The organism is Pseudomonas sp. HT11 (assembly GCF_044875395.1).
Classification (GTDB): domain Bacteria; phylum Pseudomonadota; class Gammaproteobacteria; order Pseudomonadales; family Pseudomonadaceae; genus Aquipseudomonas.
This window is the reverse complement of the sequence record NZ_CP173217.1, coordinates 5,664,937-5,684,275: the sequence shown is the minus strand read 5'-3', so window position 1 is coordinate 5,684,275 and position 19,339 is coordinate 5,664,937. Positions and strand designations below refer to the sequence as shown.

Here is a 19,339-nt window from a genome sequence, read left to right as displayed (position 1 = left end):
TTAGCGCTTCGCCGAGGCCAGCAGGGTAGAGCGCTCCTGGTCCATGCGGGCCATCAACGGCTGGCTTTGCTGCAGGAAGCGTGCGCGCTCGGCTTTGGCGATCGGGTCGGCCATTGGCAGCTTCTGGCCCAATGGATCGACGTGAACGCCGTTCACCTGGAATTCATAGTGTAAGTGCGGGCCAGTGGACAGGCCTGTGGTGCCGATGTAGCCGATCACCTGGCCTTGCTTGACGTTGCTGCCTGTGGATACGCCTTTGGCGAACCCTTGCATGTGGCCATACAGCGTGCGGTAGGTGTTGCCGTGCTGGATGATCACGGTATTGCCGTAGCCACCGCGACGCCCAGCCAGCAGCACCTTGCCATCGCCGGCTGCTTTGATCGGCGTGCCACGCGGGGCGGCATAGTCGACGCCTTTGTGAGCGCGGATCTTGTTGAGGATCGGGTGTTTGCGGCCCATGGAGAAACGCGAGCTGATGCGGGCGAAGTCTACCGGCGTACGGATGAAGGCCTTGCGCATGCTGTTGCCATCAGCGGTGTAGTAGCTGGTATTGCCTTGTTTGTTGGTATAGCGAACGGCGGTGTAGGTCTTGCCGCGGTTGGTGAAACGCGCCGAAAGGATGGCGCCGGTGCCGACCACTTTGCCGTTGGCGACTTTCTGCTCGTAGATCACGTCGAATTCGTCGCCTTGGCGAATGTCCTGAGCGAAGTCGATGTCGTAGCCAAACACGCTGGCCATGTCCATGGTCATGCTGTGGGACAAGCCCGCGCGGGCGGCCGATTGCGACAGCGAACTGTTGATCACGCCATGTATGTAGGCCGAGCGCATCACCGGTTTGGTGGTGATGCGGTTGAAGGCAAAGCCTTTGGCGCCTTTGGTCAGCGTGATGCTTTCGAGGTCGCTGACATTGCTGTGCAGGTTGTTCAGCTGGCCGTTGGGTGCCAACTCGAACTGAAGCTTCTGCCCGTGCTTGAGCTGAGTGAATTGCTTGGCTTGTTTATCGCTGGCCAGCACCTCATTAACAGTAGAGGCGGGCAGGCCCACTTTCTCGAACAGCGTTGAAAGAGTGTCGCCTTTGGCCACGATCACTTCGCGGTGCAGGGGATTCTTGGCCGCGACGGCCGCAGGCGGCTCTTGAGTGGCGTGTTGAGTGTCTTCGGGAGTGCTTTCTATCTGCGCAAAGGGTGATTCAGTGGGTGCATTTGTGGCTTGTTGCGCGTCGGCAGCGTCTTGATCTTGTGTCAGTTGTTCAACTGGACTTTCCAGGTCAAGGCTCAGGGATGTTCGTTTGGCTTCTACGTCACTGGAAGGGAATACCAGGAGTGCCAGGCTGAGAAGAGCGGCGATACCACTTGCGGCGAGCAGGTGGGTCTTCGGGTAAAGCGGCGGCGCTTTAGACGGTTCTGTGGTCATAAGTAATTTTGACTTTGAAGATGAAATGGAAAAGATGAATGACATGATGAAGATGAAATAACTGTATAAAATATAACCAAATCATCTGTGGCGCAAGCTTGCGAATGCTGGGCTTGCTGAACGGTGTCCGTGCGCAGGGCAAAACTTGTAATTAGTCCCTGATCTTGTATGGTTGGTTCCCTTTTGAATCTGAGCCTTGCGGGTCTGTTATGAAGTCGGTTGAAGAGCAGCTAGCGCTGATAAAACGTGGTGCGGAAGAACTGTTGGTCGAGGCCGAGCTGATCGAAAAGCTCAAGCGTGGCCAACCCCTGCGTATTAAGGCTGGCTTCGATCCAACGGCGCCGGATCTGCACCTGGGTCACACCGTGCTTATTAATAAGCTGCGTCAGTTCCAGGAGCTGGGGCATCAAGTCATCTTCCTTATAGGTGACTTCACCGGGATGATCGGTGATCCAAGCGGCAAGAGCGCGACGCGCCCGCCGCTGACCCGTGAGCAGGTTCTCGATAATGCCGAGACCTACAAGACTCAGGTGTTCAAGATTCTTGATCCGGCCAAGACCGAAGTGGCCTTCAACTCCACCTGGATGGACCAGATGGGGCCGGCTGACTTTATCCGCCTGACATCCCAGTACACCGTGGCACGCATGCTTGAGCGCGATGACTTCGACAAGCGCTACTCCACTAATCAGCCGATCGCGATTCACGAGTTCCTGTACCCGCTGGTTCAAGGGTATGACTCGGTGGCGTTGCGCGCGGACGTTGAGTTGGGGGGTACTGATCAGAAGTTCAACCTGCTGATGGGGCGTGAGCTGCAACGTGCGTATGGGCAAGAGGCGCAGTGCATTCTGACCATGCCGTTGCTGGAGGGGTTGGATGGCGTCAAGAAGATGTCCAAGTCCTTGGGTAACTATGTAGGTATCCAGGAAGCGCCGGGTGTGATGTACGGCAAGCTGGTTTCGATTCCGGATGCGTTGATGTGGCGTTACTTCGAGCTGTTGAGTTTCCGCTCGATGGACGAGATCAATGCGCTGCGTGCTGACGTCGAGGCGGGTGCCAATCCGCGTGACGTGAAGATCAAGTTGGCCGAAGAGATTGTGGCGCGCTTTCATGGTGAAGAGGCTGCGGCAAGTGCTCACCGTGCGGCAGGCAATCGCATGAAGGATGGCGAGTTACCGGATGATCTGCCGGAGATCGAGCTGACTGCTGCTGAAGCTATGCCGATCGCTGCTGTCCTTAATAGGGCTGGCCTGGTGAAGAACTCGGCGGTTGCGCGTGACCTGCTGGGTTCCGGCGGCGTGCGTATAGATGGTGAGGTTGTTGATCGCACCTTTATATACGAGCTGGGCGCTACCCACGTTTGCCAGGCAGGTAAGAAGGCATTTGCGCGTATTACGCTTAAATCCGAATAAACCTGAAATTAAGTGTTGACGGCGTTTTATATCTGTCTATAATTCGCCCCACTTCCGGCGCAGTCGAAACGGAAAACTCCTTGGTAAACAAAGAGTTGCGCGAGATTCGACAGCGAGTTGCTTCAGTTCATCGAAGCCCAGAAGGAGTTGGTAGAGTGGTGTTGTTTGGCTCTATTAACGTTTCGATCTTCTCGATCGAAAGCGGAGAAAAAGAGGTGTTGACAGCAGCGTGTAACGCTGTAGAATTCGCCTCCCGCTAACGAGAGATCGGAAGCGCAAGTGGTTGAAGTTGTTGAAGAAATCTTCGAAAACTTCTGAAAATAATCACTTGACAGCAAATGAGGCTGCTGTAGAATGCGCGCCTCGGTTGAGACGAAAGATCTTAACCAACCGCTCTTTAACAACTGAATCAAGCAATTCGTGTGGGTGCTTGTGGAGTCAGACTGATAGTCAACAAGATTATCAGCATCACAAGTTACTCCGCGAGAAATCAAAGATGTAACCAACGATTGCTGAGCCAAGTTTAGGGTTTCTTAAAAACCCAAAGATGTTTGAACTGAAGAGTTTGATCATGGCTCAGATTGAACGCTGGCGGCAGGCCTAACACATGCAAGTCGAGCGGTAGAGAGAAGCTTGCTTCTCTTGAGAGCGGCGGACGGGTGAGTAATGCCTAGGAATCTGCCTGGTAGTGGGGGATAACGTTCGGAAACGGACGCTAATACCGCATACGTCCTACGGGAGAAAGCAGGGGACCTTCGGGCCTTGCGCTATCAGATGAGCCTAGGTCGGATTAGCTAGTTGGTGAGGTAATGGCTCACCAAGGCGACGATCCGTAACTGGTCTGAGAGGATGATCAGTCACACTGGAACTGAGACACGGTCCAGACTCCTACGGGAGGCAGCAGTGGGGAATATTGGACAATGGGCGAAAGCCTGATCCAGCCATGCCGCGTGTGTGAAGAAGGTCTTCGGATTGTAAAGCACTTTAAGTTGGGAGGAAGGGCATTAACCTAATACGTTAGTGTTTTGACGTTACCGACAGAATAAGCACCGGCTAACTCTGTGCCAGCAGCCGCGGTAATACAGAGGGTGCAAGCGTTAATCGGAATTACTGGGCGTAAAGCGCGCGTAGGTGGTTTGTTAAGTTGGATGTGAAATCCCCGGGCTCAACCTGGGAACTGCATTCAAAACTGACTGACTAGAGTATGGTAGAGGGTGGTGGAATTTCCTGTGTAGCGGTGAAATGCGTAGATATAGGAAGGAACACCAGTGGCGAAGGCGACCACCTGGACTAATACTGACACTGAGGTGCGAAAGCGTGGGGAGCAAACAGGATTAGATACCCTGGTAGTCCACGCCGTAAACGATGTCAACTAGCCGTTGGAAGCCTTGAGCTTTTAGTGGCGCAGCTAACGCATTAAGTTGACCGCCTGGGGAGTACGGCCGCAAGGTTAAAACTCAAATGAATTGACGGGGGCCCGCACAAGCGGTGGAGCATGTGGTTTAATTCGAAGCAACGCGAAGAACCTTACCAGGCCTTGACATCCAATGAACTTTCTAGAGATAGATTGGTGCCTTCGGGAACATTGAGACAGGTGCTGCATGGCTGTCGTCAGCTCGTGTCGTGAGATGTTGGGTTAAGTCCCGTAACGAGCGCAACCCTTGTCCTTAGTTACCAGCACGTAATGGTGGGCACTCTAAGGAGACTGCCGGTGACAAACCGGAGGAAGGTGGGGATGACGTCAAGTCATCATGGCCCTTACGGCCTGGGCTACACACGTGCTACAATGGTCGGTACAGAGGGTTGCCAAGCCGCGAGGTGGAGCTAATCCCATAAAACCGATCGTAGTCCGGATCGCAGTCTGCAACTCGACTGCGTGAAGTCGGAATCGCTAGTAATCGCGAATCAGAATGTCGCGGTGAATACGTTCCCGGGCCTTGTACACACCGCCCGTCACACCATGGGAGTGGGTTGCACCAGAAGTAGCTAGTCTAACCTTCGGGAGGACGGTTACCACGGTGTGATTCATGACTGGGGTGAAGTCGTAACAAGGTAGCCGTAGGGGAACCTGCGGCTGGATCACCTCCTTAATCGACGACATCAGCTGCTCCATAAGCTCCCACACGAATTGCTTGATTCATTGAAGAAGACGATAAGAAGCAGCCCGAAATTGGGTCTGTAGCTCAGTTGGTTAGAGCGCACCCCTGATAAGGGTGAGGTCGGCAGTTCGAATCTGCCCAGACCCACCAATTTTGTGTGGGAAACGCCTGTAGAAATACGGGGCCATAGCTCAGCTGGGAGAGCGCCTGCCTTGCACGCAGGAGGTCAACGGTTCGATCCCGTTTGGCTCCACCACTACTGCTTCTGAAAGTTTTGAAAGCTTAGAAATGAGCATTCCATCCAGGCGATGGTGAATGTTGATTTCTAGTCTTTGATTAGATCGTTCTTTAAAAATTTGGGTATGTGATAGAAAGATAGACTGAACGTTACTTTCACTGGTAACGGATCAGGCTAAGGTAAAATTTGTGAGTTACTCGTAATTGAGTATTATCGAATTTTCGGCGAATGTTGTCTTCACAGTATAACCAGATTGCTTGGGGTTATATGGTCAAGTGAAGAAGCGCATACGGTGGATGCCTTGGCAGTCAGAGGCGATGAAAGACGTGGTAGCCTGCGAAAAGCTTCGGGGAGTCGGCAAACAGACTTTGATCCGGAGATGTCTGAATGGGGGAACCCAGCCATCATAAGATGGTTACCTTACACTGAATACATAGGTGTAAGGGGCGAACCAGGGGAACTGAAACATCTAAGTACCCTGAGGAAAAGAAATCAACCGAGATTCCCTTAGTAGTGGCGAGCGAACGGGGACTAGCCCTTAAGTGGCTTTGAGATTAGCGGAACGCTCTGGAAAGTGCGGCCATAGTGGGTGATAGCCCTGTACGCGAAAGTCTCTTAGTCATGAAATCGAGTAGGACGGAGCACGAGAAACTTTGTCTGAATATGGGGGGACCATCCTCCAAGGCTAAATACTACTGACTGACCGATAGTGAACTAGTACCGTGAGGGAAAGGCGAAAAGAACCCCGGAGAGGGGAGTGAAATAGATCCTGAAACCGTATGCGTACAAGCAGTGGGAGCAGACTTTGTTCTGTGACTGCGTACCTTTTGTATAATGGGTCAGCGACTTATTTTCAGTGGCGAGCTTAACCGAATAGGGGAGGCGTAGCGAAAGCGAGTCTTAATAGGGCGTCTAGTCGCTGGGAATAGACCCGAAACCGGGCGATCTATCCATGGGCAGGTTGAAGGTTGGGTAACACTAACTGGAGGACCGAACCGACTACCGTTGAAAAGTTAGCGGATGACCTGTGGATCGGAGTGAAAGGCTAATCAAGCTCGGAGATAGCTGGTTCTCCTCGAAAGCTATTTAGGTAGCGCCTCATGTATCACTGTAGGGGGTAGAGCACTGTTTCGGCTAGGGGGTCATCCCGACTTACCAAACCGATGCAAACTCCGAATACCTACAAGTGCCGAGCATGGGAGACACACGGCGGGTGCTAACGTCCGTCGTGAAAAGGGAAACAACCCAGACCGTCAGCTAAGGTCCCAAAGTTATGGTTAAGTGGGAAACGATGTGGGAAGGCTTAGACAGCTAGGAGGTTGGCTTAGAAGCAGCCACCCTTTAAAGAAAGCGTAATAGCTCACTAGTCGAGTCGGCCTGCGCGGAAGATGTAACGGGGCTCAAACCATACACCGAAGCTACGGGTATCACGTAAGTGATGCGGTAGAGGAGCGTTCTGTAAGCCTGTGAAGGTGAGTTGAGAAGCTTGCTGGAGGTATCAGAAGTGCGAATGCTGACATGAGTAACGACAATGGGTGTGAAAAACACCCACGCCGAAAGACCAAGGTTTCCTGCGCAACGTTAATCGACGCAGGGTTAGTCGGTCCCTAAGGCGAGGCTGAAAAGCGTAGTCGATGGAAAACAGGTTAATATTCCTGTACTTCTGGTTATTGCGATGGAGGGACGGAGAAGGCTAGGCCAGCTTGGCGTTGGTTGTCCAAGTTTAAGGTGGTAGGCTGGAATCTTAGGTAAATCCGGGATTCTAAGGCCGAGAGCTGATGACGAGTTAACTTTTAGTTAACGAAGTGGTTGATGCCATGCTTCCAAGAAAAGCTTCTAAGCTTCAGGTAACCAGGAACCGTACCCCAAACCGACACAGGTGGTTGGGTAGAGAATACCAAGGCGCTTGAGAGAACTCGGGTGAAGGAACTAGGCAAAATGGCACCGTAACTTCGGGAGAAGGTGCGCCGGTGAGGGTGAAGGACTTGCTCCGTAAGCTCATGCCGGTCGAAGATACCAGGCCGCTGCGACTGTTTATTAAAAACACAGCACTCTGCAAACACGAAAGTGGACGTATAGGGTGTGACGCCTGCCCGGTGCCGGAAGGTTAATTGATGGGGTTAGCTAACGCGAAGCTCTTGATCGAAGCCCCGGTAAACGGCGGCCGTAACTATAACGGTCCTAAGGTAGCGAAATTCCTTGTCGGGTAAGTTCCGACCTGCACGAATGGCGTAACGATGGCGGCGCTGTCTCCACCCGAGACTCAGTGAAATTGAAATCGCTGTGAAGATGCAGTGTATCCGCGGCTAGACGGAAAGACCCCGTGAACCTTTACTATAGCTTTGCACTGGACTTTGAATTTGCTTGTGTAGGATAGGTGGGAGGCTTTGAAGCGTGGACGCCAGTCTGCGTGGAGCCAACCTTGAAATACCACCCTGGCAACTTTGAGGTTCTAACTCAGGTCCGTTATCCGGATCGAGGACAGTGTATGGTGGGTAGTTTGACTGGGGCGGTCTCCTCCTAAAGAGTAACGGAGGAGTACGAAGGTGCGCTCAGACCGGTCGGAAATCGGTCGTAGAGTATAAAGGCAAAAGCGCGCTTGACTGCGAGACAGACACGTCGAGCAGGTACGAAAGTAGGTCTTAGTGATCCGGTGGTTCTGTATGGAAGGGCCATCGCTCAACGGATAAAAGGTACTCCGGGGATAACAGGCTGATACCGCCCAAGAGTTCATATCGACGGCGGTGTTTGGCACCTCGATGTCGGCTCATCACATCCTGGGGCTGAAGCCGGTCCCAAGGGTATGGCTGTTCGCCATTTAAAGTGGTACGCGAGCTGGGTTTAGAACGTCGTGAGACAGTTCGGTCCCTATCTGCCGTGGACGTTTGAGATTTGAGAGGGGCTGCTCCTAGTACGAGAGGACCGGAGTGGACGAACCTCTGGTGTTCCGGTTGTCACGCCAGTGGCATTGCCGGGTAGCTATGTTCGGAATAGATAACCGCTGAAAGCATCTAAGCGGGAAACTAGCCTCAAGATGAGATCTCACTGGAACCTTGAGTTCCCTGAAGGGCCGTCGAAGACTACGACGTTGATAGGTTGGGTGTGTAAGCGCTGTGAGGCGTTGAGCTAACCAATACTAATTGCCCGTGAGGCTTGACCATATAACACCCAAGCAATTTGCTTGCTTCGAGCTGAAAAGCCAAAGAGCACCAGATTGCGGTGTGTGAAGACGAAATGAACCGAAAGTTCGAATCTCACAAAACACCGAAAGCTGTCACATACCCAATTTGCTGAAGCGAGACCACATGGTCACGACTCAGTACCCGAATTTCTTGACGACCATAGAGCATTGGAACCACCTGATCCCATCCCGAACTCAGCAGTGAAACGATGCATCGCCGATGGTAGTGTGGGGTTTCCCCATGTGAGAGTAGGTCATCGTCAAGATTAAATTCCAGAGCCCCTGTTTGCTAACGCAAACAGGGGCTTTGTTTTGGGCAGTCGAAAAGCGCAAGTGTAAAGGCTCGCGATGCGCGTCAACGATAATGTGTGCTTTCCTGGTAGGCGCAGCCTCCAGTCTTCCCGCTACCTCCGGGCTATGGGCGCTAAATCCCGGCCTTTCTATGCAATGGCCTTACGCATGGCTATCATGCGTGCCTCATTGTGAGGCGATACTTGCATGCTGACGTTGTTAGAACTTCTGAAAGATGGCCGATTCCATTCCGGAGAAGCGCTGGGTGCCGCCCTGGGTGTCAGCCGCAGTGCTGTTTGGAAGCAGCTCCAGCACCTTGAGGCAGAGCTGAATTTGCCCATTCATAAAATTCGCGGCAAAGGGTATCAACTGGCTTCGCCACTGGTGTTCCTGAGCAAAGAAGAAATTGCGGTGAATGCCGCTTCTTTGGCATGGCCCGTTCACATCTCTGACTCTATCGATTCCACTAATGCTGAAGCGTTGCGTCTTGTCGACGCCGGCGTTGCTGCGCCATTTCTGGTGCTTGCTGAGCAGCAGACGGCCGGCAGGGGGAGGCGAGGCCGCACGTGGGTTAGTCCATTCGCTCAGAATGTCTACTACAGCCTTGTATTGCGCATCGAAGGTGGGCTGCGGCAGCTGGAGGGTCTTAGCCTTGTAGTGGGATTGGCGGTCATGCAGGCGCTGCGTGATTCAGGTGTACAGGGCGCGGCACTGAAGTGGCCAAACGACGTCCTCGTAGGGCGCAAGAAAATTGCCGGCATCTTGCTTGAGTTAGTAGGTGACCCTGCAGACATCTGCCACGTGGTTCTCGGCATAGGCATTAACGTGAACATGCGGCAGGCTGCTGAGGTAGATCAGCAGTGGACCTCGGTGCAATTGGAAACAGGCTCGCCCGTCGATCGTAATTACCTGGTTGCACGGCTAAGTCTACAGCTGCAAAGTCACCTGGAGCGCCACAAGGCCTTTGGCTTTACTGCGCTGCAGGAGGAGTGGGAGCGAAATCATTTGTGGCAGGGTCGGGCTGTGACTCTCATTGCGGGCGTCAATCAGATTGATGGGGTTGTGCTGGGAATTGATCACCAGGGCGCGCTGCGTCTGAACGTCGATGGTGTCGAGAAAATATATAGCGGTGGTGAGTTAAGCCTGAGGCTGCGCGATGATTCTTGAGCTCGACTGTGGAAATAGCTTTATTAAGTGGCGGGTACTCGAGGCGCAGAGCGCTGGCGCCTGCGCAGAGGGTGTTGTCGGTTCAGATCTCGCATTAATAGAAAGTCTGACCGCCATTCCGGGTCTGCTGCTGACACGATGCCGTCTGGTGAGCGTTCGTGCTTCAGAGGAAACTGGAAAGTTGGTTGAAGCATTGCAGGAGGCTTTTGGTGTCACAGTGTCTTGCGCTGCCTCAGCAAGAGAAATGGCGGGAGTGCGCAACGGTTATGAAGAATACGAGCGCCTCGGTCTTGATCGCTGGTTGGCAATGCTTGGCGGTTTCAAGTTGGCGCCGGGTGCTTGCTTGGTGCTCGACTTCGGTACCGCAGCGACTGCGGACTTTATCGCTGCTGATGGTGAGCATCTAGGAGGCTTTATATGCCCTGGAATGCCTCTGATGCGCAGTCAGTTGCGAACACATACCCGCAAGATCCGCTACGACGATGCAGCGGCCGAGCAGGCCATGGAGCGTCTTTCCCCAGGTCGAACCACTGTTGAGGCCGTTGAGCGTGGCTGCGCCCTCATGCTTCGAGGGTTTGTATTGACCCAGCTTGAGTTGGCTCGGCGCTATTGGGGGGATGATTTCACAGTCTTCCTGACGGGTGGGGATGCTGACCTGGTCTCGGATGCCGTACCGCAGGCTCGTTTTGTACCGGATCTCGTTTTTGTGGGGCTGGCGATGGCGTGCCCTTTGTCCTGAGGTTTTTTATGCGTTGGCTGTTTTTGCTCTTGCTCGTTCTCAATGCCTTCTATTACATCTGGCATCAACAAGAGGCGCCGTTGCGCGCCAAGGACGTTACGCCTCTGAGCCTCTATCGCGGCTCTCAGCAAGACATCCGGCTATTGAGTGAGTCTTCTGATTCGGTTGTCCGCCGTGATCGGGCAAACGCCCCTGAGTCACAAAATACATGCTTATACATAGGCGGCTTTGCTGATCAGCGACAAGCGCAGTTGCTTGAGCAGCGTCTGATGAGTCTGGATATAAAGGTCAAGGTGCAACTGCTCAATGTGCCGGGCACTACCGGCTATTGGCTCCGTGTGTCCCCTGAAAGCAGGCGACTGGCCGATGATCTGCCCTTTGAAAACCTTGCTAAGGAATTCAATGAGTTAAAACATAAAATAATGTTGTGCGAAGGCGTTGCAACTGTCGAATAGTTTGCATAGAATGGCGCCCGCTTCGCAGTGAAGACCTTTACGGTCTACAGCGTGAAGCGAAGGTCAACGCAGCTAACCTCATATTTTTAATGAGAAAATGCTTGACAGAAGGCCGGCGTGATGTAGAATGCCGGCTCGCTTAGGAGGGGTTCCCGAGCGGCCAAAGGGATCAGACTGTAAATCTGACGTCTACGACTTCGAAGGTTCGAATCCTTCCCCCTCCACCATTTTTAGCGTGAGCTGCAAGCTCCGCGGGTATAGTTTAGTGGTAGAACCTCAGCCTTCCAAGCTGATGATGCGGGTTCGATTCCCGCTACCCGCTCCAAGTTTGCAGGTTGTGCACGGTGTTTTGCTCTTGTAGCTCAGTTGGTAGAGCACACCCTTGGTAAGGGTGAGGTCAGCGGTTCAAATCCGCTCAAGAGCTCCATATAACAAGGCAGATATGAAAATATCTGCCTTTGTTTTAACAGCTATCTCGGCTTGATGGTGTTTTGCCTGGCTTTGATGTTGGGTGGTTTCAAGTCTCTTGGGGTTGGTTGTTGTAAAGTCTTTTTCAGGCCTGCATAATGGTCGGCCTGATTTTGTTTTAGGTCAGTAGCTCAATTGGCAGAGCGACGGTCTCCAAAACCGTAGGTTGGGGGTTCGATTCCCTCCTGACCTGCCAGATTCACGTGGTGTGTCTGGCTTTCTTTTCACAGGATCTTCATAGATGACTCCTAAGGCTGAAGCTCAAAGCTCTCGTTTCGATCTGGTCAAGTGGCTTGCTGTGGTCGCATTGGTGGTCGTAGGCGTTGTTGGCAATCAGTACTATTCTGCTTCGCCGATCCTGTACCGCGTACTTGCTTTGCTTGCCCTTGCTGCTGTAGCTGCCTTTGTAGGCCTGCAGACTGCCAAAGGCAAGTCTTTCGCAGTCCTGGTAAAGGAAGCTCGCACAGAAATCCGTAAAGTCGTTTGGCCGACTCGCCAAGAAACCACGCAGACCACGTTGATTGTTGTGGCTGTTGTTCTGGTTATGGCGTTGCTGTTGTGGGGGCTTGATTCCCTGCTCGGCTGGCTTGTTTCCTTGATTGTTGGCTAAGGGTGTCCCGTGGCTAAGCGTTGGTACGTTGTGCATGCTTACTCGGGTTACGAGAAGCATGTCATGCGCTCTTTGCTAGAGCGCGTAAAGCTGGCAGGCATGGAAGATGGCTTCGGCGAAATTCTGGTTCCCACTGAAGAAGTGGTTGAAATGCGGAATGGCCAAAAGCGTAAAAGCGAACGCAAGTTCTTCCCTGGCTACGTGCTGGTTCAGATGGACATGAATGAAGGTACTTGGCACTTGGTCAAGGACACTCCTCGTGTCATGGGTTTCATCGGCGGTACTGCTGATAAGCCTGCTCCGATCACTGACAAAGAGGCGGAAGCGATTCTGCGTCGTGTTGCTGACGGCAGCGACAAACCTAAGCCGAAGACGTTGTTCGAGCCGGGTGAGGTTGTTCGTGTCACAGATGGTCCGTTTGCTGATTTCAACGGCACCGTCGAAGAAGTTAACTACGAAAAGAGCCGGATCCAAGTGGCAGTGCTCATTTTCGGTCGTTCTACTCCGGTAGAGCTGGAGTTCAGCCAGGTCGAAAAGGTCTAGCTGAGCAAGCATCCCAACCCCGCAGCCCTAGGCTGTGGGGTTTTGTCGTCACTGGGATAAACGCGCAAGTAACCGGGGAGCCTTTCGAGGCGTTTGAACCCGTAATTGGAGTGCCTCATGGCCAAGAAGATTACCGCTTACATCAAGCTGCAAGTGAAGGCCGCTCAGGCCAACCCAAGTCCACCTGTCGGCCCAGCTCTGGGTCAGCACGGCGTGAACATCATGGAATTCTGCAAGGCCTTCAACGCCCGTACTCAGGGTCTTGAGCCAGGTCTGCCGACTCCAGTGATCATCACTGTATACAGCGACCGTAGCTTCACTTTCGAAACCAAGTCGACCCCGGCTTCGGTTTTGCTGAAGAAGGCTGCAGGTCTGACTAGCGGTTCCGCTCGTCCTAACACCGTTAAGGTTGGCACCGTAACTCGTGCTCAGCTGGAAGAAATCGCGAAAACCAAAAACGCGGATCTGACTGCAGCTGATATGGATGCAGCCGTGCGTACCATCGCCGGCTCTGCTCGTAGCATGGGCCTTAACGTGGAGGGTGTGTAATGGCTAAGCTGACCAAGCGCCAAAAGGCTATCGCCGGCAAAATCGAAGCAGGCAAGGCCTACAACTTTGTAGACGCTGCTGCCCTGCTGACCGAGCTGTCGACTGTCAAGTTCAGCGAGTCCGTTGACGTTGCTGTAAACCTGGGTGTTGACCCACGTAAATCCGACCAGGTCGTTCGTAGCGCTACTGTGCTGCCACACGGTACTGGCAAGACTGTACGTGTTGCTGTCTTCACCCAAGGCCCGGCAGCTGAAGCTGCTCTGGCCGCCGGCGCTGATCGCGTTGGCATGGACGACCTGGCTGCCGAAATGAAAGGCGGCGACCTGAACTACGACGTAGTTATTGCCTCCCCGGATGCAATGCGCGTTGTAGGTCAGTTGGGTCAGATCCTCGGTCCACGTGGTCTGATGCCTAACCCTAAAGTCGGCACCGTAACGCCAGACGTAGCTACCGCGGTTAAAAACGCCAAGGCTGGTCAGGTTCGTTATCGCACCGACAAAAACGGCATCATTCACACCTCCGTTGGCAAAGTCGGCTTCGATGCCGTCAAGCTGAAGGAAAACGTTGAAGCCCTGATCGCTGATCTGAAGCGTATCAAGCCAGCTTCCTCGAAAGGTATCTACGTCAAGCGCGTTACCCTGAGCACCACTATGGGCCCAGGTCTGGTCATCGACCAAGGCTCGCTGGACGTATAAGACACAAGTTGGCGCGAGAGATCGCGCTGATTGAAAAAATTGGGGTCCCTGCCTGGCGGGGGCTATCCAAGACCGTAGGCGGCGCAAGTCTTAAACCACAAGCCTACGCAGATGGTGCTCCCGGTTCCTTACCGAATCAGACACCAAAACGACATCCGGCTTCGGCCAGATGAAACGGTAACAAGCAGGAGTTAAACCCGTGGCAATTAATCTCGAAGACAAGAAGGCCATCGTCGCTGAAGTCAACGAGGCTGCCAAAGCTGCTCTGTCCGCTGTCGTGGCTGATGCCCGTGGTGTGACAGTAGGCGCTATGACCGGACTCCGTAAAGAGGCTCGTGAAGCTGGCGTATACGTACGTGTTGTACGTAACACCCTGCTCAAGCGCGCTGTTGCTGACACTGAATACAGTGTTCTCAACGACGTGTTCACCGGCCCGACTCTGATCGCGTTCTCCAAAGAACATCCAGGCGCTGCTGCCCGTTTGTTCAAAGAATTCGCCAAGAGTCAGGATAAGTTCGAGATCAAGGCAGCTGCGTTCGAGGGCAAGTTCCTCGCAGCTAACCAAATCGACGTACTGGCAACACTGCCGACCCGTAACGAAGCTATTTCGCAGCTGATGAGCGTGATTCAAGGCGCTACCAGCAAGCTGGCTCGTACTCTGGCTGCAGTTCGCGAGCAAAAAGAAGCTGCCGCAGCCTAAGGCTGAGCACCTCCTTTCGCGTATTTTTGTTTATTTCGATGGCCGCGTAGGCCGTCCCCCAATTCAGGAAATACAGTAATGTCTATCTCCCAAGAAGATATCCTCAACGCCGTAGCTGAAATGTCGGTTCTGCAGGTTGTTGAGCTGATCAAAGCTTTCGAAGAAAAATTCGGCGTTTCCGCTGCCGCTGCTTCCGCTGGCCCAGCTGTTGCTGCTGTTGCTGCTGAAGAGCAAACCGAATTCAACGTCATGCTGCTGGAAGCTGGCGAGAAGAAAGTAAACGTGATCAAGGCAGTTCGTGAACTGACCGGTCTGGGCCTGAAAGAAGCCAAGGCTGTAGTTGACGGCGCTCCTGCCCAGGTTCTGGAAGCAGTGTCCAAAGACGCCGCTGACAAAGCCAAAGCAGTGCTGGAAGAAGCAGGCGCTAAAGTCGAGCTGAAGTAAGCATCGACCTTGCGTCTCCAGCCCAAGCGTTAAGCTGAAGGCTGATGGCTGGTGGCTCTTGCCACCGGCCTTTTTCCGTTCTTGGCTGTCGACTCGGTCGCCGCCACTAACGCGCTGTAGCCACCCGATGCGGTGGTGCAAACCATGGGGTTTGCGAGATTTTCTGGCTGCTCCCGTCGGGAGGGGCCAAACAAGCAGGTGACCAAGCTGGGGAACGCTGATGGCTTACTCATATACTGAGAAAAAACGTATCCGCAAGGACTTTAGCAAGTTGCCGGACGTCATGGATGTCCCGTACCTTCTGGCTATCCAGCTGGATTCGTATCGTGAATTCTTGCAAGCGGGAGCGACTAAAGATCAGTTCCGCGACGTGGGCCTGCATGCGGCCTTCAAATCCGTTTTCCCGATCATCAGCTACTCCGGCAATGCTGCGCTGGAGTACGTCGGTTATCGCCTGGGCGAACCGGCATTTGATGTCAAAGAATGCGTGTTGCGCGGTGTTACGTACGCCGTACCTTTGCGGGTAAAAGTCCGTCTGATCATTTTCGACAAAGAATCGTCGAACAAAGCGATCAAGGACATCAAAGAGCAAGAAGTCTACATGGGCGAAATCCCATTGATGACTGAAAACGGTACCTTCGTTATCAACGGTACCGAGCGCGTTATCGTTTCCCAGCTGCACCGTTCCCCGGGCGTGTTCTTCGACCACGACCGCGGCAAGACGCACAGCTCCGGTAAGCTCCTGTACTCCGCGCGGATCATTCCGTACCGCGGTTCGTGGTTGGACTTCGAGTTCGACCCGAAAGACTGCGTGTTCGTGCGTATCGACCGTCGTCGCAAGCTGCCGGCCTCGGTACTGCTGCGCGCGCTCGGCTATACCACCGAGCAGGTGCTGGATGCCTTCTACACCACCAACGTGTTCAGCCTGAAGGATGAAACCCTCAGCCTGGAACTGATTGCTTCGCGTCTGCGTGGTGAAATTGCTGTCCTGGATATCCAGGATGAAAACGGCAAGGTCATCGTTGAAGCCGGCCGCCGTATTACTGCGCGCCACATCAACCAGATCGAAAAAGCCGGTATCAAGTCGCTGGACGTGCCTTTGGACTACGTCCTGGGTCGCACCACCGCCAAGGTCATCGTTCACCCGGCGACAGGCGAAATCCTGGCTGAGTGCAACACCGAGCTGAACACCGAGATCCTGGCGAAAATCGCCAAGGCTCAGGTTGTTCGCATCGAGACTCTGTACACCAACGATATCGACTGCGGTCCGTTCATCTCCGACACACTGAAGATCGACTCCACCAGCAACCAATTGGAAGCGCTGGTCGAGATCTATCGCATGATGCGTCCTGGTGAGCCACCAACCAAAGACGCTGCCGAGACCCTGTTCAACAACCTGTTCTTCAGCCCTGAGCGCTATGACCTGTCTGCGGTCGGCCGGATGAAGTTCAACCGTCGTATCGGTCGTACCGAGATCGAAGGTTCGGGCGTGTTGTGCAAGGAAGACATCGTCGCGGTACTGAAGACTCTGGTCGACATCCGTAACGGTAAAGGCATCGTCGATGACATCGACCACCTGGGTAACCGTCGTGTTCGCTGCGTAGGCGAAATGGCCGAGAACCAGTTCCGCGTTGGCTTGGTACGTGTAGAACGTGCGGTCAAAGAGCGTCTGTCGATGGCTGAAAGCGAAGGCCTGATGCCGCAAGACCTGATCAACGCCAAGCCAGTGGCTGCGGCGGTGAAAGAGTTCTTCGGTTCCAGCCAGCTCTCGCAGTTCATGGACCAGAACAACCCGCTCTCCGAGATCACCCACAAGCGCCGTGTTTCCGCACTGGGCCCGGGCGGTCTGACCCGTGAGCGTGCAGGCTTTGAAGTTCGTGACGTTCACCCGACGCACTACGGTCGTGTTTGCCCGATCGAAACGCCGGAAGGTCCGAACATCGGTCTGATCAACTCCCTGGCCGCTTATGCGCGCACTAACCAGTACGGCTTCCTCGAGAGCCCGTACCGCGTAGTGAAAGACGCTCTGGTCACCGACGAGATCGTGTTCCTGTCCGCCATCGAAGAAGCTGATCACGTGATCGCTCAGGCTTCGGCCACGATGAACGACAAGAAAGTCCTGATCGACGAGCTGGTAGCTGTTCGTCACTTGAACGAGTTCACCGTTAAGGCGCCGGAAGACGTCACCTTGATGGACGTTTCGCCCAAGCAGGTAGTTTCTGTTGCAGCGTCGCTGATCCCGTTCCTGGAGCACGATGACGCCAACCGTGCGTTGATGGGTTCCAACATGCAGCGTCAAGCTGTACCGACTCTGCGTGCTGACAAGCCGCTGGTAGGTACCGGCATGGAGCGTAACGTAGCGCGTGACTCCGGCGTTTGCGTCGTGGCTCGTCGTGGCGGCGTGATCGACTCTGTTGATGCCAGCCGTATCGTGGTTCGTGTTGCCGATGACGAAGTTGAAACTGGCGAAGCCGGTGTCGACATCTACAACCTGACCAAATACACCCGCTCGAACCAGAACACCTGCATTAACCAGCGTCCGCTGGTGAGCAAGGGTGATCGCGTTCAGCGTAGCGACATCATGGCCGACGGCCCGTCCACCGACATGGGTGAGCTGGCACTGGGTCAGAACATGCGCATCGCGTTCATGGCATGGAACGGCTTCAACTTCGAAGACTCCATCTGCCTGTCCGAGCGTGTTGTTCAAGAAGACCGCTTCACCACGATCCACATCCAGGAACTGACCTGTGTGGCACGTGACACCAAGCTTGGGCCAGAGGAAATCACTGCAGACATCCCGAACGTGGGTGAAGCTGCACTGAACAAGCTGGACGAAGCCGGTATCGTTTACGTAGGTGCTGAAGTTGGCGCAGGCGACATCCTGGTCGGTAAGGTCACTCCGAAAGGCGAGACCCAACTGACGCCGGAAGAGAAGCTGTTGCGTGCCATCTTCGGTGAAAAAGCCAGCGACGTTAAAGACACTTCCCTGCGCGTACCTACCGGTACCAAGGGTACTGTCATCGACGTACAGGTCTTCACGCGTGACGGCGTTGAGCGTGATGCTCGTGCACTGTCCATCGAGAAGACTCAACTCGACGAGATCCGCAAGGACCTGAACGAAGAGTTCCGTATCGTTGAAGGCGCGACCTTCGAACGTCTGCGTTCCGCTCTGGTAGGCCACAAGGCTGAAGGCGGCGCAGGTCTGAAGAAAGGTCAGGACATCACCGACGAAATCCTCGACGGTCTTGAGCACGGCCAGTGGTTCAAACTGCGCATGGCTGAAGATGCTCTGAACGAGCAGCTCGAGAAGGCCCAGGCCTACATCGTTGATCGTCGCCGTCTGCTGGACGACAAGTTCGAAGACAAGAAGCGCAAACTGCAGCAGGGCGATGACCTGGCTCCAGGCGTGCTGAAAATCGTCAAGGTTTACCTGGCAATCCGTCGCCGCATCCAGCCGGGCGACAAGATGGCCGGTCGTCACGGTAACAAAGGTGTGGTCTCCGTGATCATGCCGGTTGAAGACATGCCGCACGATGCCAATGGCACCCCGGTCGACGTCGTCCTCAACCCGTTGGGCGTACCTTCGCGTATGAACGTTGGTCAGATCCTTGAAACCCACCTGGGCCTCGCGGCCAAAGGTCTGGGCGAGAAGATCAACCGTATGATCGAAGAGCAGCGCAAGGTCGCAGACCTGCGTAAGTTCCTGCACGAGATCTACAACGAGATCGGCGGTCGCAACGAAGAGCTGGACACCTTCTCCGACCAGGAAATCCTGGATCTGGCGAAGAACCTGCGCGGCGGCGTTCCAATGGCTACCCCGGTGTTCGACGGTGCCAAGGAAAGCGAAATCAAGGCCATGCTGAAACTGGCAGACCTGCCAGAAAGCGGCCAGATGCAGCTGTTCGACGGCCGTACCGGCAACAAGTTTGAGCGCCCGGTTACTGTTGGCTACATGTACATGCTGAAGCTGAACCACTTGGTAGACGACAAGATGCACGCTCGTTCTACCGGTTCGTACAGCCTGGTTACCCAGCAGCCGCTGGGTGGTAAGGCTCAGTTCGGTGGTCAGCGTTTCGGGGAGATGGAGGTCTGGGCACTGGAAGCATACGGTGCTGCTTACACTCTGCAAGAAATGCTCACAGTGAAGTCGGACGATGTGAACGGTCGGACCAAGATGTACAAAAACATCGTGGACGGCGATCACCGTATGGAGCCGGGCATGCCCGAGTCCTTCAACGTGTTGATCAAAGAAATTCGTTCCCTCGGCATCGATATCGATCTGGAAACCGAATAACACGTGACGCGAATCGAGAGCGGGGCTGTTTAGCCCGCTCTCTG

At 54.2% G+C, this 19,339-nt stretch carries 12 protein-coding genes, 6 tRNA genes and 3 rRNA genes; 20 read left to right on the top strand and 1 reads right to left on the bottom strand.

Features of this window, described 5'->3' with window-relative positions; genetic code table 11:
- Window positions 1–1,413, bottom strand: a complete 1,413-nt coding sequence (locus ABWL43_RS26305; protein ID WP_404485383.1) for a peptidoglycan DD-metalloendopeptidase family protein — start codon at window positions 1,411–1,413, stop codon at window positions 1–3.
- A 209-nt stretch (window positions 1,414–1,622) separates the two neighbouring features.
- On the opposite strand from ABWL43_RS26305, the gene tyrS reads away from it, so the two are divergent.
- From tyrS to rpoB, 20 genes are all read left to right on the top strand, one after another.
- Window positions 1,623–2,822: a tyrosine--tRNA ligase gene (tyrS, locus tag ABWL43_RS26300; RefSeq protein WP_404485380.1), complete on the top strand. Its 1,200-nt coding sequence runs from the start codon at window positions 1,623–1,625 to the stop codon at window positions 2,820–2,822.
- A 553-nt stretch (window positions 2,823–3,375) separates the two neighbouring features.
- Window positions 3,376–4,912 (top strand): 16S ribosomal RNA (locus tag ABWL43_RS26295).
- 82 nt (window positions 4,913–4,994) lie between these two features.
- A tRNA-Ile gene (locus ABWL43_RS26290) sits at window positions 4,995–5,071 on the top strand.
- A 30-nt stretch (window positions 5,072–5,101) separates the two neighbouring features.
- Window positions 5,102–5,177 (top strand) — tRNA-Ala (locus ABWL43_RS26285).
- A 251-nt stretch (window positions 5,178–5,428) separates the two neighbouring features.
- A 23S ribosomal RNA gene (locus tag ABWL43_RS26280) occupies window positions 5,429–8,320 on the top strand.
- Window positions 8,321–8,490: 170 nt separating this feature from the next.
- Window positions 8,491–8,606, top strand: a 5S ribosomal RNA gene (rrf, locus tag ABWL43_RS26275).
- The 16S, 23S and 5S rRNA genes sit together here with 2 tRNA genes alongside, the layout of an rRNA operon.
- A 232-nt stretch (window positions 8,607–8,838) precedes the next feature.
- Complete coding sequence (gene birA / locus ABWL43_RS26270) at window positions 8,839–9,798, top strand: bifunctional biotin--[acetyl-CoA-carboxylase] ligase/biotin operon repressor BirA (RefSeq protein ID WP_145162707.1); 960 nt, start codon at window positions 8,839–8,841, stop codon at window positions 9,796–9,798.
- The gene (locus ABWL43_RS26265) at window positions 9,788–10,537 is read left to right on the top strand and encodes a pantothenate kinase (RefSeq protein WP_404485376.1); all 750 of its coding nucleotides are present in this window, start codon (window positions 9,788–9,790) and stop codon (window positions 10,535–10,537) included. The genes birA and ABWL43_RS26265 overlap by 11 nt, the downstream gene beginning before the upstream one ends.
- An 8-nt stretch (window positions 10,538–10,545) precedes the next feature.
- Entirely contained in the window at window positions 10,546–10,992 is a 447-nt protein-coding gene (locus ABWL43_RS26260; protein ID WP_404485373.1) for a hypothetical protein, read from the top strand.
- 142 nt (window positions 10,993–11,134) lie between these two features.
- A tRNA-Tyr gene (locus ABWL43_RS26255) sits at window positions 11,135–11,219 on the top strand.
- Between the two features lie 24 nt (window positions 11,220–11,243).
- Window positions 11,244–11,317 (top strand) — tRNA-Gly (locus tag ABWL43_RS26250).
- A gap of 26 nt (window positions 11,318–11,343) precedes the next feature.
- Window positions 11,344–11,419, top strand: a tRNA-Thr gene (locus ABWL43_RS26245).
- Window positions 11,420–11,580: 161 nt separating this feature from the next.
- Window positions 11,581–11,656 (top strand) — tRNA-Trp (locus ABWL43_RS26240).
- 45 nt (window positions 11,657–11,701) lie between these two features.
- Complete coding sequence (gene secE / locus ABWL43_RS26235; protein ID WP_003194658.1) at window positions 11,702–12,070, top strand: preprotein translocase subunit SecE; 369 nt, start codon at window positions 11,702–11,704, stop codon at window positions 12,068–12,070.
- 9 nt (window positions 12,071–12,079) lie between these two features.
- Window positions 12,080–12,613 carry a transcription termination/antitermination protein NusG gene (gene nusG, locus ABWL43_RS26230; protein WP_003176436.1) on the top strand — a complete coding sequence of 178 codons (534 nt, stop codon included), beginning with the start codon at window positions 12,080–12,082 and terminating at the stop codon, window positions 12,611–12,613.
- Between the two features lie 117 nt (window positions 12,614–12,730).
- The gene (gene rplK / locus ABWL43_RS26225) at window positions 12,731–13,162 is read left to right on the top strand and encodes a 50S ribosomal protein L11 (RefSeq protein WP_003176435.1); all 432 of its coding nucleotides are present in this window, start codon (window positions 12,731–12,733) and stop codon (window positions 13,160–13,162) included.
- Window positions 13,162–13,857, top strand: a complete 696-nt coding sequence (gene rplA, locus ABWL43_RS26220) for a 50S ribosomal protein L1 (protein WP_003232403.1) — start codon at window positions 13,162–13,164, stop codon at window positions 13,855–13,857. Before rplK ends, rplA begins: the two co-directional genes overlap by 1 nt.
- Before the next feature lie 199 nt (window positions 13,858–14,056).
- Window positions 14,057–14,557, top strand: coding sequence for a 50S ribosomal protein L10 (gene rplJ / locus ABWL43_RS26215; protein WP_010174464.1), 501 nt, complete (start codon window positions 14,057–14,059; stop codon window positions 14,555–14,557).
- A gap of 78 nt (window positions 14,558–14,635) precedes the next feature.
- Window positions 14,636–15,001, top strand: a complete 366-nt coding sequence (gene rplL / locus ABWL43_RS26210; RefSeq protein WP_010566858.1) for a 50S ribosomal protein L7/L12 — start codon at window positions 14,636–14,638, stop codon at window positions 14,999–15,001.
- A gap of 220 nt (window positions 15,002–15,221) precedes the next feature.
- Window positions 15,222–19,295, top strand: a complete 4,074-nt coding sequence (gene rpoB, locus ABWL43_RS26205; RefSeq protein WP_053258275.1) for a DNA-directed RNA polymerase subunit beta — start codon at window positions 15,222–15,224, stop codon at window positions 19,293–19,295.
- Window positions 19,296–19,339: the final 44 nt, after the last annotated feature.